Source organism: Geodermatophilus sp. SYSU D00525 (assembly GCF_054050475.1).
This window is the reverse complement of the sequence record NZ_JBJGZK010000002.1, coordinates 100,266-114,380: the sequence shown is the minus strand read 5'-3', so window position 1 is coordinate 114,380 and position 14,115 is coordinate 100,266. Positions and strand designations below refer to the sequence as shown.

The following is a 14,115-nucleotide window of genomic DNA, read 5'->3' as shown; positions in this document are numbered from 1 at the left end:
ATGCGGCGGCCGTGATCGGGGTCTTCCGCGCCGGAGGCGTGCGTGCCCCTGTCCCACACCATCAGAAGACGCGCAGTGACACCGACCGCGCACGAGGCACCCGTCCGGGTGACTGCGCTGGGGTTGCCGGCGAGTGACGATGCGGAGCGCTGACCACCCCGAAGACAGGAACGAGCCCGTGGGACTGCTGCGCAAGACGGCTTCGATCTTCACCGTGGGAGCGGTGTCCTTCCGCAGCCAGGAAGACCGCATGACGCGCTATGCCAGGCAGACACGGAACGCAGCGCGCGCCCAGGTGGCGCAACAGGCTGTGGCACTCGAGCACCAACGCCAGCTGATCACTCAAGGCGAGTACGCGGCAGTCCAACAGCAGGTCCAGGCCGGGGGTCAGCAGCAGATGCACTTCCAGCAGTTGCAGGCCCTCACACAAATGTCCCGGCCGGGGCAGCCACCTGTCCCGCCGCAGCCCTTGCACCCTCGTCCGCCGGCACTCCCGCACGCCCTACCGACGCCCCCGCCTCCGCGGCCCGTTCCCCCGGCTCCGCCGGCGGGTTGGTATCCGGATCAGCAGGACCCCCGGCTCGTGCGGTGGTTCGACGGGATGCGGTGGACGGAACACACGCAGCCCCGCGCGTAAGGCGGCGCCGTCAGCCCGTCACGGAGACTGAGTACGTGACCGCAGGACTGCACCGCTCGCACCGGGTGGCGGGTGCGCTCGTCGGGTCGGTGGTGGGCGACGCGCTCGGGGCGCCGTTCGAGTTCGGCCCGGCCGGGGCGTTCTCCGCTCGCTTCCCCGTGGCCGCGCGCGGATCGGCGACCGAGATGTGCGGCGGCGGGTCGCTGGGGTGGGAGCCGGGCGAGTTCACCGACGACACGCAGATGGCGCTGCTGGTGGCGCAGTCACTGGTCGAGCGGGACGGGCTCGACGAGGCCGACGTCTACGACCGGTTCGCGACCTGGGCGGCGGCCGGCCCGCCGGACATCGGCGTGCAGACGCGGGCGGTGTTCGACTCCGGCCTGCCGTGGGACCGCGCGGCGGCCGAGCACTTCGCCCGCACCGGACGCGCGGCCGGCAACGGCTCGCTGATGCGGACGACGCCGGCGGCGATCTGGTTCTCCCGGTCCGGCACCGAGGCCACCGTCGACGCCGCCCGGCGCATCTCGGCGCTCACGCACGGCGACCCGGCGGCCGGTGAGGGCTGCGCCGTCTTCCACGAGCTCGTGCGGGTGGCGCTGGACGGCGGGGACCCGCTGGCCGCCGTCCCCGCGGCGCTCGCGCTGGTCGCGGAGGAGCACCGTCCCCGGTGGGCGGCCGTCCTGGCGCCGGACTGGGAGCCCTCGATGGCGACCGAGTCCAACGGCGCGGTGTGGCCGACGCTCGGCCAGGCGCTGTGGGCGCTGCGGCACGGGCGCGACTTCGCGGAGGTGCTGCGCCTGGTGGTCGACCTCGGCGGCGACACCGACACGGTCGCCTGCGTGGCCGGCGGGCTGGCCGGCGCGGTGTACGGGATGGGCGGCATCCCGATGCGGTGGGCGTCCGTGGTGCACGGCCGGGTGCCCGGATACGGGGACCGCGTGTGGCGGCTGCCCGACCTGCTGCCGCTGGCCGCCGCTCTGGACGGCAAGGAGTTCTTCCAGGCCGAGACGGGCGTGATCCCGCGGATCGGTCCGGCGGAGGTGCTGCCCGGCATCTGGGCGGGGAACCTCGACGGCGCCCGCGCCAGCGACGAGGACTTCGCCGTCATCAGCCTGTGCCGGCTGGCGGAGCCGTTCCCGCACACGCTGCACCGGATGGCCTACATCGCCGACAACAGCCACAACGTCGACGTCGACGTCGTGCTGGCCGACGTCCTCGACGACCTCGCCGCGCTGCGCGCCGAGGGCCACCGGGTGCTCGTGCACTGCCACGGCGGGGCCTCGCGCACCGGCCTGGTGCTGCGCGCCTGGCTGGTCCGCGAGGAGGGCATGACGCCGGACCAGGCGACGGCGCACGTCGCCGAGCGCTGGCCGCACCTCGGCCTGTGGAACGACTCGTTCACCGCAGCGCTGGAGCGGCTGGAACGCAGCCATACCGCCTGAGATCCCAGCGCATGTGATGTCTCCGACCGAGAAATAGAGAGTGAATGTCTCACTTCATCGCCAGCATCAACCTGCAGGGCGACCGCTCTGCGAACTGGGACGCCTGCAAGGACAATGGCCTCCTCGGAATCCCCGACGCTGTGGCACTCGAAGCCCGACGAGCCGTGGTGAGCAACGACGTCATCTACATCTGGAAGGCGGGCGGCCTCCGACACAACGGAGGACTGCTGGCAAGAGCTGAAGCCGTTGGACCCGCTGCCCCGATGCGCGGCACAGAACCGTGGGTGGACAACGACCGCTACGGGTGCACGATCCCGATCCGCGTCACCCACGAGTTCACTCAGCCTGTCTTCGACCCTTTCCCGGCCAATGCTGCCAACCGTCTCGGTATCGAGAACGGCTGGGTCACCCGCTCATGGGCAGCAATCTCCGACGCGCGGACGATTCGGTCGATCGAGCAGGAGTTCGAGCGGTCGACGCCAGCCGGCTGAGCATTCCAGGGCATGGAACGCGTACGACTGGACGCCCTCGCCGCCGTCCTCACTTCGCGCGGACCACTCGGTCGACCGACGTCAGACGTCGGTGATCCGGATGGCCAGCAGGTCGGACACCTGGACAGGACGGCCGGCGTCGACGACCAGCTCCAGCCGGTGCCGGCCACGGCGGTGCACGAGCCGCGGACCGGCGTAGCGCGGGACGTCCGCCCCGGCGGGCCCGACGTGGTGGACACACTGCAGCGCCCCGGCAGCCGGGGCCGTGCCGGCGCGGCGGCGGAGCGGGACGTCGAGCACGAAGACCAGCGGGCGTGCAGGGTGGCGCTCGTCGTCGCGGTGCACCCAGATCGGGAAGCCGAGGTCGGCGTACGGCCAGAAGGCGGGCTCCTGCTCGGGTGGGAGCCGGCCGCGCAGCCCGATGCCGAACGGGCTGGCACCCGTGGTGGCCCAGTCGGCCCGGCGGTCCAGCCTCAGCGGGTTGCCGCGGGCCTCGGCGCGGTCCTCGACCCACACCAGCTCCAGGTAGTGCCCGGCGAGGAGGAGCCGTCGGTTGCGGGTGCCCTGCCCGGGGTGCGCCGTCCCGGCGTCGAGCTCCCAGCCGGCCGCGGTGAGCCGCTCGGCCCAGGCCTCCTCCGGACTGGCCATGCAGAGCACGTGGTCGAGCTCGAGCACGTCTCCAGTGTGCCGCCGCGCCACGCGGCGAGGGCACCCCCCCACGGGATCCGGTGTGCACATCCGCGGAAGTGCACCGGCGACGTCCCTTGTTAGCGTCCGGACATGGCGATCGACCCGCGCGGAGCCGACCTCAAGCGCTACCTGCAGGAGGACCCGGGCGGGCCGGTGGTGATGCTCAACCTGCTCCGGTTCGCCGAGGGCGGCCGGGAGTCGTACGACCGGTACGCGCAGGCGCTGTCGGAGACATTCCTCCCCCGCTACGGCGGCGAGGTCCTCTATGCCGGCGACGGCGGCACCCCACTGGTGGCCGAGCAGGGCCAGGACTGGGACGCGGTGCTGCTGGTCCGCTATCCCTCGCGCGAGGCCTTCAGCCGCATGGTCGCCGACCCCGAGTACCAGCAGGTCACGCACCTGCGCACCCAGGCGCTGACCGAGGCCGTGCTGCAGCCGACCAGCTCCTGGTGACCGGGCGCGGTCAGGCCGTGGGGACGACCACCTCGCGGATGCGGCCGGCCAGCTCGGCGTAGCCCACCGGCGGGCCGGCCAGCGCCTCGACCCGCGCCAGTCCCACGCTCGACTGCCCGGTCGCCTCGACCACCGAGCGCGGCAGCACCCAGAACGACCACTGGCCGAGGTCGAGCGCGTCGTACAGTGCGTGCTCGGTGGTGGTGAGGACGGCGAAGACGTAGCCGTCGGCGTTGTACGTCGGCTCCCCCACGGGACCCCCGTCGGTCCAGAGGCGAGCGCGCAGGCCACCGAAGGTGATCGACGACAGCTTCGACTGCTCCCATGCCTGCAGGTAGGCGCCGGACTTCACCTCCAGCCGCAGCCCGTCTGGCGTCAGCACGTCGTAGGGGTCCCACTCGACGCGCGGCCGCAGGTCCGCCCCCACCGCCCGGGCGACCAGGTACTCGGCGAGCATCGGGCGCACGGTGTTGGTGCGCAGGTCCGAGTAGGCCCACGCCCAGAAGTCGCGCAGCCTCGCCCCGGCGCCGTCGATCGGCTCGTCCCCGCTGAGGATGCGCGCCGGCGGCAGCGGGCCCCAGGCCGTCGTCCCGGCGTCAGACACCGGAGGTCACCCGGCCACCCGGGCGGCGGGTCGGGCGGATGGTGCGCGCGGCGGAGCGGGCCAGACGGATGGGGCCGGTGTCCCAGATCTTCTGGACGGGCTCGTCGACCGGCGGCGCCGGCTGCGGCACCGGTCGGGCGGCCTCCTCGGCCTCGACCTGCGCCTGGGCGAGCGCGGCGAGGTGGCGGGCGCGGATGGCGGCCTTCTGCCGGTCCAGCCGCTCCTGCTCGGCCATGACCAGCATCTCCTCCTTGGCCTCGGCCACCGTGCGCCGCGACTGCTGCTGCATCTCCTCGATGTCCACGTCGCCGGTGTCGCGCAGCGCCGCGAGCTTGTCGTAGGCGGTCGGCGGACCGAAGTTGAGCAGCACCTTCATGAGCACCGGCAGGATCTCGACGCACATGAACAGCAGCGACAGCATGAACTTCGCCGCGGCGAGCGTGGCGTTGCGGTCGCTGAGCCGGTCGAGCGCCTCCAGCCGCAGCAGGATGCCGCCGGAGCCCTCGTTGGTGGCGTCGAACGCGACCTGCAGCCGGTCCAGCTCGGCGGTCAGCCGGGCGAGCTCCGCCTGGTCCGTGGTCAGGGCGGCGGCGGCGAGGTCGGCGCTGCGCGACTCGGCATCGGAGGCCGCCTCCTGCGCGTCGTCCAGGGCCGCGCGGGCCGAGGCGACGACGCCGGCCTGCGCGTCGGCCGCGGCGCGCGCCTGCACGTAGGCGTCGCCGGTGCCCGGGTCGCCGGTGCCACAGGTGCCGTCGAGCTCGCACTGGGCGCGCGCCTCGAGGTCGCGCTGGGTGGCGAGGGCGGCGTCGTAGGCGGACTGCTTGGCGGCGACGTCGGCCTGCACGGCGGCTAGCGCCGGGTCGCTCTGCCCGCCAGTGGCGACGACGTCCTGCCCCTGCGTCACCCGCTCCTGCAGCTCGTCGAGGCCGGCGAAGCGCGCGTCGGACTCCAGCGACTGCCGGTACGCGTCCGCGGCCTCGGCCTGCATGACGGTGATCTCGGCGTCGATCTCCTTGTGGAACACCTGCAGTGTCAGGGGCGTCGCGACGACGACGCCCAGGATCAGCGCCAGCCCCACGCGCGGGACGGCGAGGGCGAGGTTGCGCTTGAGCGAGGCGTCGTGCGCCATGCCGACGAGAAGCATCCGGTCGAGGTTGACCACGACGGCGCCCCAGCCGAGGCCGAGCACCAGCGCGAACGGCCACCAGACGCCGAGGGCCATGTGCAGCGCGAACGACGCCGAGGCGACGGCGAGCCCGCCGGTGCTGAGCAGGACCCCGCCGAGCGCGGCGAACCGCGGACGCGCGCCGGGCGCGGCCTCGAGCAGGTCGGGCCGCGCGCCGCCGAGGACCGCGAGGCGGTCCTGGAGCCGTCGTCGTCCAGCCATGGAGTGCACTCCCCGAGCGCCGGGGGTCGTGGTTCGTCCGCCGCTCCCCTGCCCCATCGGCAGTCGGCGCGCGAGGCGGGACACCGTCGTCACACGAGCCCCACGTGACCGAACGGAATGGTCCGGCTCCGCTCTGGCGTGCCGTTAGTCACCCTGTCTGACCTCTCGGCGGCCGGTGCTGGACCGGCTCGGAACCGAGGGAGGAACCGGATGCGGAAGACCGTGACCACGGTGGCACTGGCGTCGGCGATGCTGCTGGCCGGAGGGACCGCCGCGCAGGCGATCACGGGCAACTTCACCGACGACACCGTGCACGACTACGTCGGCCTCGCCGTCTTCTACAACGCCGACGGCACCCCCTCCCACCGCTGCTCCGGCACCCTGCTGACCGACACCGTCTTCCTGACGGCCGGGCACTGCGTGACCTCGGACGACGAGGGCACCCTGGCGGCCAGCGCGCGGGTGTACTTCGAGCAGGACGTCCAGGCGAAGGTGCCGGGCTACCCGACCAGCGGTGGCGTCGAGTCGCACGAGCTCTACTCGTACGGCTACGAGGGTCTCGGCAACATCCCGGAGACCAAGGACGCCGGCGTGCTGATCCTCGACCAGTCGGTGGAGGACACCTACGACATCAACGAGTACGCCTCCCTGGCCGGCGCCGGTTACCTCGACGAGTACAAGGCGAACCACCCGGGCAACTCGGCGACCACGACGAGCTCGGGCTACGGCGTGCAGGAGAGCAACGGCAGCCAGACCAAGCAGGTCGCCTACCGGGAGCGGCTGACCGCCGAGAGCTTCATCATCGGGCTGAACGGCACCAACGCCGGCGGCTACAACGTGAAGCTGTCGACCAACCCGGGCAGCGGCCGCGGCGGTACCTGCTTCGGTGACTCCGGCGGCCCGGTCCTCGTGGGTGACACGGTGACCGCGGTCAACTCGTTCGTCATGAACGGCGCCTGCGCCGGCACCGGCTTCGGCTACCGGGTCGACCAGCAGCCCTTCCTCGACTGGCTGAAGGCGACCGTCGGCGACGACGCGTGGTACGACATCGAGCGCGTCACCCTCTGACGCACTCGTGATGAGGCCGTCCCGCCACGGTTGACCGCGGTGGGACGGCCTCCGTCACGTCCGGGGCAGGTCGACGTCGGCCGTGTAGGCGGCGTGGTCGCTGACGTTCCTGCCGTCGGGCCACGTCGGCCGGTGCGTCTGTGCAGCGCTGCCGGCGAAGTGCTCGCTGACGGCCAGGTGGTCGATCGAGCGCATCCGGCCGTTGAGGTGCTCGGCCTCCGCGGTCAGCGCCACCAGCCCGAGCGAGTCGAACGCCGACTGGAGCGCGGCCATCCCGGCGACCGTGGTCCCGTCGAGCGGGCGCTGGAGCGGCTGGTTGAAGTCCCCGCCCCAGACGAGCGGCTCACCCTCACGGCGCTCACCGCGGATCCGCTCGAGGTGGTGCTGCAGCACGAGGTCGAACTGCGCGAACTGACCGGTCGGGAGCCCGTGCCAGTACTCGTGGGCCCCCTTCCACGGCAGGACCGAGCAGGCGACCAGGACCGTCGTCCCGTCGACCTCGACGCGGGCGAGGACGAGCCCCTCCTCCCCCGGGTGCTCACCGCCCGCCGGCACCGGGGTCAGGGGCAGCTTCGTCTCGATGCCGGCCCACCGCTTCGGCTTGTCGCCGTCGAAGCTCCGGGGCGGCGAGACGGTGAAGGAGCCACCGCGCGGGTCCCAGTCCTGGTGCACCTCGGTCAGCAGCCAGAGGTCGGCCTTCTGGCCGTTGAGCCAGGCCGAGATGGCCTGTCCCTTCACCGACGACGGGCTCGGGCAGAGCCGCAGGTTCCACGTTCCGATGCGCACGGTGCTCCTCAGGTGCTCGGTTCACCGACACCCTGACGCGTCCTGGTACCGGAACGGCGTCGGCGCGCGGCGCGCGTCACCCGCGTTGGCGAGACGCAAGGGCGCCGCAAGCGCGGCGGCCGAGGGTGCGGGCACCAACCCACGCACCTCAGGAGCACTCCCCCATGCGCTCGTCCCGTCCCGGCGCCGCCGCGCTGCTCGCCTCCGCCGTCCTCGCGGCCGGCTGCTCGACCTCCGTCGTCGGCGTCGCCGAGCCGGCCGGGCCGGCCGCCGCCGGACCGCTCACCGAGGTCCTCGGCCAGGTCGAGGTCGACGCGGACGTCGAGGGACACGTGCGCCTCTCCGACGTCGCCGCGACGCCAGAAGGCGGCTTCGTCGTCCTCATGACCGGCGACCTCGCCAGCAACCACCGCAGCGTCCTGGTCGAGCTCGTCCCGGGCGACGGCGGCCTGGTCGTCGACACCGTGACCGAGGGCCCGCCCGCCCTCGACCTCGGCGAGGTGCACGTCGCGCCCGACGGCACGGTGGTCGCCCTCGTGCCGATCGTGCCCGCCGACACCAGCGGCGGCGGCCGGGAGCTGGACCTCGCCCTCGCCGTCCTCGAGCCGGGCGGCGACGAGCCCGACGTCCGGCGCATCGCCGCCGATGCCGAGCTCGGCACCCCCGACACCGGCACCGGCGTCCTCTCCCCGGACGGCACGACGCTGCACGCGAGCCTGCAGTGGTACGTCGACGGGGACACCGTCAGCCGCCTGGCCACCGTCGACGTCGCCACCGGCGAGGTCACCGCCAGCGCGCCGCTGCAGGTCGAGACGCCGGGCCAGGCGGTCGCGCGGGACGTCGCCCTGCGTCCCGACGGCGGCCTGGCGGCGCTGGTGACCGTCGACCGCGACGCGGAGGGCGACGTCGACGGCGTCGTCCTGGCGCAGTACGACGCCGACCTGCTGCCCGCCGGCGAGCCGGTGGAGCTGGTCGAGGAGCCGGAGAGCACCGGCTACGCGCTGGCCGTGCTGGCCGACGGGACGACGGTGGTGTCGGTCGTCGCGGGCGAGTGGGACACCGGCGAGCCGCGGCTGGTGACCGTCCGGGACGGTGCCGTGCAGGCCACCGCGGTCCTGCCCGGCTCGGGCACCGACCTCGCCGCCGAGCCGGGCGGGCAGCACATCTACCTGGTGCACGGGCGGCCGGAGGCCGGCGTCGGCCTGGCCACCGTCGCGCTCGCCACCGGGGAGACCGTCGCCGACGTCGAGCTGTGCCCGGACGGGATTCCCGCGCCGCTCGCCCTCGCCGCGGACGGGCGCACGGTCGCCGTCACCGTCGCCTGCGAGCAGGACGAGAACCTCACCGCCGACCTCGCCGTCCTCGTCGGGTGAAGACGCCGGTGCCCCGGCCGCGCGAGGCGGCCGGGGCACCGGGTCGTGCAGGAGCGACGGTCAGACCGAGACGGTCTCCCGCTCGGGCTGCGGGTCCTCGTCGGACGACGCCGCGGGGACGGCCATGCTGACGAGGAACGGCAGCGTCAAGAACGTGAATCCCGCAGGATCCCTAGGCCAGCGCCTACTCGACGGCGCCGTCACGTCCGTCGTCATCCGCGCGCCGACCGAACGTGCGCGCGGCGATCCCGCTGGAGATCCGGCCCGTCACCGACCGGGCGCGGTCGAAGGTCTCGCTACCGAGGCGCAGTGAGGCGTCCACGCCGTCCGCTCCGGTCTCCAGGACCCGGTCGCGGAGCTCGGAGGCCGCGTCCGTCCAGCCCCTCGCCTCCAGTGACTCCCGTCCGGACTGGATACCGAGCCGTCCGTGGAGGTCTCCGATGGCGGTGACGACGTACTCGCTGGACTGCACGACGGCCGGGGACGCCACCGGGTTGAACAGCACCTTCGAGTTGGCGGTGGCCGCTGCTGCAGTCATGCGGCTCAGCAGGCGCTCCGTGGTCTGCGCGATCGCCTCCAGCCGCTTCTGTCGGACCTCCTTCAACCCGAGGCGATGGCCGTCCAGGTCGTCGGGAGCCACGTCCAGGACCCGGTCCAGCTCGATCACCGCCACGGCATCCATCAGCTGGAAGCACCGGGCCAGGACGGCGAGCCAGCTACCGACCTTCGTCTCGACGTCCTTCGTCGCTTTGGCGAGGTCACCGATCTTCGCCTTGCGCTCCACCTTCTCCGCGAGCGCGTCGAGCTGGCGCAACGCATACGCCTGGGTCCGCGCGATCGTCGACGACGAGGCCTGCACCTTCGACCAGGTCACCTCATTGATCCGACCGCCGTGCTCCCGGATGGTCAGCGCCTCGTCGATGTCGAAGCCCACCCCGATCATGTCCGCAAGGACGGCGTCCTCCTGGGCGCGCAGCACGTCATCGAGCTTCTCGTCGATCGTGGCGAGGTAGTCGGTGATCTCGTCCATGGCCTGCTGCATGGCGAGCTGCGTCATGATCCCCGCAGCACCGCTGAGCAGCGCCGGATTGGCCGCCTTCGAGCCGGGCCCCTGCGCGATCTGCAGCCACTTCTGTATCGATCCGGGCTCTCCGATCATCGCGTGGCTGACGCCGTGCTTCTTGGTCGGCATCAGCCCGTGCTTCGCGACCAGATCCGCCGACTGCTTGGTCAGCTTCACCCACCGCCCCGACGCTTCCCCGATCGTCGAGCCGGCGTCCGCGAGCGCGGCCGCACGGCTGAGCACACTCCCGAGCCTGGGCAGCTCGCGAGACCCGTAGGCCAGCCTCTCGGAGATGAGGAAGCGCTCGACCGCCGCCCGATCGCCGATGACCGCCAGGCCATCACCGTCACTGATCAGCTGGACTTCGCTGGTCATCGTCGTCTCCAGGTCGCGAGCGGGCGGAGCTGTGGGCGTCCAGACCTTCGGAAGACAGCGCACGGCGCTCAAGGTCAACAGTCCGCGCGCTCCACCTGGCCCGAAACCGATTCCACCGTTCTCACATCCGTCTCACCGGCTCCGTGCGTTGACGCCGGCGCTCTCCGAATGCACCGCTCAGACGCCGGTGCCCCGGCCGCGCGAGGCGGCCGGAGCACCGGGTCGTACAGGGAAGGCGGTCAGACCGAGACGGTCTCCCGCTCGGGCTGCGGGTCCTCGTCGGTCGACGCCGCGGGGACCTCGTGGGCCTCCTCCCGCCGCTGCGCGACGACGCTGGCGACGACCGCCGCGACGATGAACAGCAGGCCGGTGAGGCCGGTGACGTACTCGCTGATGTGGAACCGCAGCTCGAGGATCATGATCGTCGCGAGCACGCCGATCGCCCACATGGCGCCGTGCTCGAGGTAGCGGTACTGCTCGAGCGTGCCGCGGTCGACCATGAAGATCGTCAGCGACCGCACCCAGAAGGCGCCGATGCCCAGGCCCAGGGCGATGATCAGGATGTCGCTGCTGATGGCGAACGCGCCGATGACGCCGTCGAAGCTGAACGACGCGTCGAGCACCTCGAGGTAGAGGAACGCGGCGGCACCGGCGCCGGCGACCGCCTTGGTGGCGGTGCCGGTGGCCGACGGCGTCGACTCCTCGTCCTCGTCGTCGTCGGACTCCATGAGCTCGTTGAGCCCGCCGATGAGCAGGTAGGTGAACAGGCCGGCGAGGCCGGAGAGCAGGACGGTGCCGTACTTGTCGTCGTCGGCCATCTGCGAGCCGGTGTAGATGACCGCGAGCGCGATGACGATCGACAGGTAGGGCAGCTTGCCGGCCTTGGCCAGCGGCTTCTCCAGCCAGGCGAGCCAGTGGACGTCGCGCTCCTCGTCGAAGGCGAAGTTCAGGAAGATCATCAGCAGGAAGATCCCGCCGAAGGTGTAGATCGCCTCGGCGGACGCCTCGACGTTCTCGGCGTAGGCCTCCTGGTCGGTGAGCGCCAGGTCCCAGACCTCGGGGATGGACAGCTGCGCCGTCACCGAGACGAGCAGGATCGGCAGCAGCAGCCGCATGCCGAACACGGCGATGAAGATGCCGACGTAGAGGAACAGCTTCCGCCACAGCGGGCTCATGTTCCGGAGCACCTTGGCGTTGACGACGGCGTTGTCGAAGGACAGGCAGACCTCGAGGACGCCGAGCACGGCGACGGCGAGGAGTGCGGCGGGACCGCCGAAGAGCACGGCGGTGACGAGGGCGGCCGCCGTCAGGAAGACGGAGAAGCCGAAGTAGCGGATCACGGGGTGCTTTCTGCTCGGGTACGGGGGTCAGGCGACGTCGACGCCGAAGTCCTGCGCGATGCCGCGAAGACCGCTGGCGTAGCCCTGGCCGACGGCGCGGAACTTCCAGTCGCCGTCGCGGCGGTAGAGCTCGCCGAAGACCATCGCGGTCTCCGTCGAGGCGTCCTCGGTCAGGTCGAAGCGGGTGATCTCGCGGCCGGTGACCTGGTCGACGACGCGGATGAACGCGTTGCGGACGCCGCCGAAGTTCTGCCGGCGGGTGTCCGCGTCGTAGATGGACACCGCGAAGACGATCTTCTGCACGAGCGGCGGGACGGCGGTCAGGTCGACCTGGATGACCTCGTCGTCACCCTCGCCCTCGCCGGTGAGGTTGTCGCCGGTGTGCACGACGGAGCCGTCGGGGCTGCGCAGGTTGTTGAAGAAGACGAAGCCGTTGTCGTCCGGGGTCACCCTACCCCGCTCGTCGACCATGATCGCCGAGGCGTCGAGGTCGTACTCGGTGGTCGAGAAGGTGGCCACGTCCCAGCCGAGGCCGACGTTCACGGCGCGGAGGCCCGGGGCCTCCTTGGTCAGCGAGACGTTCCCGCCCTTGGTGAGGACGACGGACATGCTGCTCCCCTCGTTCGGTTCTGGCGCAGCTCCGCGGCTGCTCCGGGCACGGCCGCCGATGCTGCCCGACACCGGTCCGGAAGACCACGGACCTCCGCGTCGGCGGGGTGGCTGTGACGGGTGCGCACGGACCGAGAGCCGGGCGAGACGCCGCGGGTAGGGAGCGGCCATGGCCCCGACCGGCGACCGCCCGATCCTGCTGCTCGACGTCGACGGGGTGCTCAACGCACCCGTCCGCACGCTGCCCGACGGCTGGCATCGGGGCACGTTCAACGGGTTCGTGCTGTCCTGGGACCCGACCGTCACCGCGCGACTGCGGGGGCTGCACGAGTCGGGCCGGGTCGAGATCCAGTGGCTGACCACCTGGACGACGGACGCCGATCGGCTGCTGGCCGAGCCGATGGGCCTGCCGCGCGGGCTCAAGACCCACGCCCGCACCGACTCCGCGCCGACCGGCTTCCTGGGACCGCTCTGGGGCGAGTCGGGCTGGTGGAAGCTGGCCGTCGCCCAGGAGGTGGCCGCGGCGGAGCCGGACCGGCGGATCGTGTGGATCGACGACGACCTCGCCGAGCAGGCGGCCGACACCGGCGACTGGCTGGCCGCCCACCCGCACGTCCTGGTGGTCGCGCCGGACCTCTACGTCGGTCTCACCCACGCGCAGCTGGACGAGATCGAGGCGTGGCTGTGATCCTCCGCGGCCGGTCAGCCGCAGGTGAGGCCGGCGCCGCCGACGATCTGGACGACGACCTTGCGGTTCTCCTCCGCCGGCTCCTCCACGTACTCGGGGAAGTCGCTGCCGAGGCCGATGGCCGTCATGCCGTCCGGCCGGGCACCCAGGTCGACGAGCAGCTCCTCGACCGCCTGCGCGCGCTCGAGACTCAACTGGAGCTGACCGTCCAGGTCCCCCACGTCCGCGGTGGTCCCGGTGACCGTCGCCGAGACGCCCGGCCGGGAGAGCTGCTGCGCCAGGGGCGTCAGGGCGGCCACGGCCGCATCCCGGTCGAGGAACTCGGCGCTGTCCGCCACGAACCGCACGGCGTCCTCGGTCAGGGTGACGGTGCAGGTCTGCGCACCCGCCACCTCGACGGGCGTCACCGCGGGGAGCACCGCGGGCGGCTGGGTCAGCGGGGACTCCTCGACGACGACGTCCGCCGCGCCGGCCGTGCGAGCGAGGGCCGTCCAGATGTCGATGAGGTTGGTCCGCTGCGGCCGCTCGAGAGGGGCCTGCGGGGCGAAGGTGTCCCCGATCCCCTGGAACACGACCGTCACGCCCTCGAGGTCGGGCAGCCGACCGGCCTCGGCCAGCTCGCCGGCCAACGTGTCCGAGTCCGCGTCGAGCAGGCCGGACCGCCGGAAGTCCACGGCCCCCGCGGTGGACAGCCCGGAGTCGACGACCACCACGGTGTGCCGGCCCTCGGCCGACGAGATGCTCCGTACGGCCAGGTCGACGGCCGCGAGGAGGTCCACCTCCTCGTCGTCGGCCTCCGCCGTGGTGAGCCCCTCCTCCACCGCCCGGCGGTTGTCCTCCCTGCTGGCCTCCCGCGCCGGGCCGGTCGCCCCTTCGGCGACCAACTGCTGGGTGCCCACCAGGTGCGGTTCGCCGTCCGCCACGACGATCGCCGCCAGCGACTGGTCCTCCAGTGCGGTGTCGAGGGCGTCGAGCGCCCGGCCGTCCAGGCGCGGGGCCGGCATGTTGCTCCGGGCGCCCACGACGAAGGCCACGCCGCCGGTCGGGTCAGGACCGTCGTCACCTCCGCAACCCGCCACGCCGGCGAGGAGGGCGGCCGAGGCGGCGAC

General features: G+C 72.6%; 15 protein-coding genes. 7 read left to right on the top strand and 8 right to left on the bottom strand.

The features are described 5' to 3' along the window. Window positions 1-139: 139 nt before the first annotated feature. The 3 genes from ACI796_RS02465 to ACI796_RS02455 are packed head-to-tail and all read left to right on the top strand — an operon-like array spanning window position 140 to window position 2,570. The gene (locus ACI796_RS02465) at window positions 140-637 is read left to right on the top strand and encodes a DUF2510 domain-containing protein (RefSeq protein WP_456939863.1); all 498 of its coding nucleotides are present in this window, start codon (window positions 140-142) and stop codon (window positions 635-637) included. 35 nt (window positions 638-672) lie between these two features. After that, window positions 673-2,079 (top strand): ADP-ribosylglycohydrolase family protein, encoded by a 1,407-nt coding sequence (locus ACI796_RS02460; protein WP_456939677.1) that lies wholly within the window; start codon window positions 673-675, stop codon window positions 2,077-2,079. Between the two features lie 44 nt (window positions 2,080-2,123). Then, the gene (locus ACI796_RS02455) at window positions 2,124-2,570 is read left to right on the top strand and encodes a hypothetical protein (RefSeq protein WP_456939676.1); all 447 of its coding nucleotides are present in this window, start codon (window positions 2,124-2,126) and stop codon (window positions 2,568-2,570) included. Between the two features lie 81 nt (window positions 2,571-2,651). Here ACI796_RS02455 and ACI796_RS02450 read toward each other — a convergent pair whose 3' ends face one another. Then, window positions 2,652-3,245 (bottom strand): VOC family protein, encoded by a 594-nt coding sequence (locus tag ACI796_RS02450; RefSeq protein ID WP_456939675.1) that lies wholly within the window; start codon window positions 3,243-3,245, stop codon window positions 2,652-2,654. A gap of 105 nt (window positions 3,246-3,350) precedes the next feature. Here ACI796_RS02450 and ACI796_RS02445 point away from each other — a divergent pair, with 105 nt between their 5' ends. Continuing rightward, entirely contained in the window at window positions 3,351-3,713 is a 363-nt protein-coding gene (locus tag ACI796_RS02445) for a DUF1330 domain-containing protein (RefSeq protein ID WP_456939674.1), read from the top strand. Between the two features lie 10 nt (window positions 3,714-3,723). On the opposite strand, the gene ACI796_RS02440 is transcribed toward ACI796_RS02445, so the two are convergent. Together ACI796_RS02440 and ACI796_RS02435 are read right to left on the bottom strand one after the other, a co-directional pair. Further along, window positions 3,724-4,317 carry a hypothetical protein gene (locus ACI796_RS02440; RefSeq protein WP_456939673.1) on the bottom strand — a complete coding sequence of 198 codons (594 nt, stop codon included), beginning with the start codon at window positions 4,315-4,317 and terminating at the stop codon, window positions 3,724-3,726. Then, a complete protein-coding gene (locus ACI796_RS02435) occupies window positions 4,310-5,704 on the bottom strand; it encodes a DUF4407 domain-containing protein (protein WP_456939672.1) in 1,395 nt (464 codons plus the stop codon). Before ACI796_RS02435 ends, ACI796_RS02440 begins: the two co-directional genes overlap by 8 nt. A gap of 210 nt (window positions 5,705-5,914) precedes the next feature. On the opposite strand from ACI796_RS02435, the gene ACI796_RS02430 reads away from it, so the two are divergent. Further along, window positions 5,915-6,772, top strand: a complete 858-nt coding sequence (locus ACI796_RS02430; RefSeq protein WP_456939671.1) for a trypsin-like serine protease — start codon at window positions 5,915-5,917, stop codon at window positions 6,770-6,772. Between the two features lie 54 nt (window positions 6,773-6,826). On the opposite strand, the gene ACI796_RS02425 is transcribed toward ACI796_RS02430, so the two are convergent. Then, entirely contained in the window at window positions 6,827-7,558 is a 732-nt protein-coding gene (locus ACI796_RS02425) for an endonuclease/exonuclease/phosphatase family protein (RefSeq protein ID WP_456939670.1), read from the bottom strand. Window positions 7,559-7,722: 164 nt separating this feature from the next. Here ACI796_RS02425 and ACI796_RS02420 point away from each other — a divergent pair, with 164 nt between their 5' ends. After that, window positions 7,723-8,931, top strand: coding sequence for a hypothetical protein (locus tag ACI796_RS02420; RefSeq protein WP_456939669.1), 1,209 nt, complete (start codon window positions 7,723-7,725; stop codon window positions 8,929-8,931). 184 nt (window positions 8,932-9,115) lie between these two features. Here ACI796_RS02420 and ACI796_RS02415 read toward each other — a convergent pair whose 3' ends face one another. The 3 genes from ACI796_RS02415 to ACI796_RS02405 all read right to left on the bottom strand — a co-directional run bounded on the left by ACI796_RS02415 (window position 9,116) and on the right by ACI796_RS02405 (window position 12,318). Then, entirely contained in the window at window positions 9,116-10,369 is a 1,254-nt protein-coding gene (locus ACI796_RS02415) for a hypothetical protein (protein WP_456939668.1), read from the bottom strand. 239 nt (window positions 10,370-10,608) lie between these two features. Further along, window positions 10,609-11,709: a DUF475 domain-containing protein gene (locus tag ACI796_RS02410; protein ID WP_456939667.1), complete on the bottom strand. Its 1,101-nt coding sequence runs from the start codon at window positions 11,707-11,709 to the stop codon at window positions 10,609-10,611. Window positions 11,710-11,736: 27 nt separating this feature from the next. Next, window positions 11,737-12,318: a TerD family protein gene (locus tag ACI796_RS02405; protein WP_456939666.1), complete on the bottom strand. Its 582-nt coding sequence runs from the start codon at window positions 12,316-12,318 to the stop codon at window positions 11,737-11,739. 169 nt (window positions 12,319-12,487) lie between these two features. Here ACI796_RS02405 and ACI796_RS02400 point away from each other — a divergent pair, with 169 nt between their 5' ends. After that, window positions 12,488-13,006, top strand: a complete 519-nt coding sequence (locus ACI796_RS02400; protein ID WP_456939665.1) for an HAD domain-containing protein — start codon at window positions 12,488-12,490, stop codon at window positions 13,004-13,006. Window positions 13,007-13,020: 14 nt separating this feature from the next. Here the strand turns inward: ACI796_RS02400 and ACI796_RS02395 are convergent, their stop codons facing one another. Then, window positions 13,021-14,040 carry an OmpA family protein gene (locus ACI796_RS02395; protein WP_456939664.1) on the bottom strand — a complete coding sequence of 340 codons (1,020 nt, stop codon included), beginning with the start codon at window positions 14,038-14,040 and terminating at the stop codon, window positions 13,021-13,023. Window positions 14,041-14,115 lie beyond the last annotated feature (75 nt).

Excerpts from the sequence above, each read along its gene's own strand:
- ACI796_RS02400 (WP_456939665.1), top strand. The coding sequence starts at position 12,488 with ATGGCCCCGACCGGCGACCGCCCGATCCTGCTGCTCGACGTCGACGGG.
- ACI796_RS02430 (WP_456939671.1), top strand. The coding sequence starts at position 5,915 with ATGCGGAAGACCGTGACCACGGTGGCACTGGCGTCGGCGATGCTGCTG.
- ACI796_RS02415 (WP_456939668.1), bottom strand. The coding sequence starts at position 10,369 with ATGACCAGCGAAGTCCAGCTGATCAGTGACGGTGATGGCCTGGCGGTC.
- ACI796_RS02435 (WP_456939672.1), bottom strand. The coding sequence starts at position 5,704 with ATGGCTGGACGACGACGGCTCCAGGACCGCCTCGCGGTCCTCGGCGGC.
- ACI796_RS02455 (WP_456939676.1), top strand. The coding sequence starts at position 2,124 with ATGTCTCACTTCATCGCCAGCATCAACCTGCAGGGCGACCGCTCTGCG.
- ACI796_RS02420 (WP_456939669.1), top strand. The coding sequence starts at position 7,723 with ATGCGCTCGTCCCGTCCCGGCGCCGCCGCGCTGCTCGCCTCCGCCGTC.
- ACI796_RS02465 (WP_456939863.1), top strand. The coding sequence starts at position 140 with ATGCGGAGCGCTGACCACCCCGAAGACAGGAACGAGCCCGTGGGACTG.
- ACI796_RS02445 (WP_456939674.1), top strand. The coding sequence starts at position 3,351 with ATGGCGATCGACCCGCGCGGAGCCGACCTCAAGCGCTACCTGCAGGAG.
- ACI796_RS02405 (WP_456939666.1), bottom strand. The coding sequence starts at position 12,318 with ATGTCCGTCGTCCTCACCAAGGGCGGGAACGTCTCGCTGACCAAGGAG.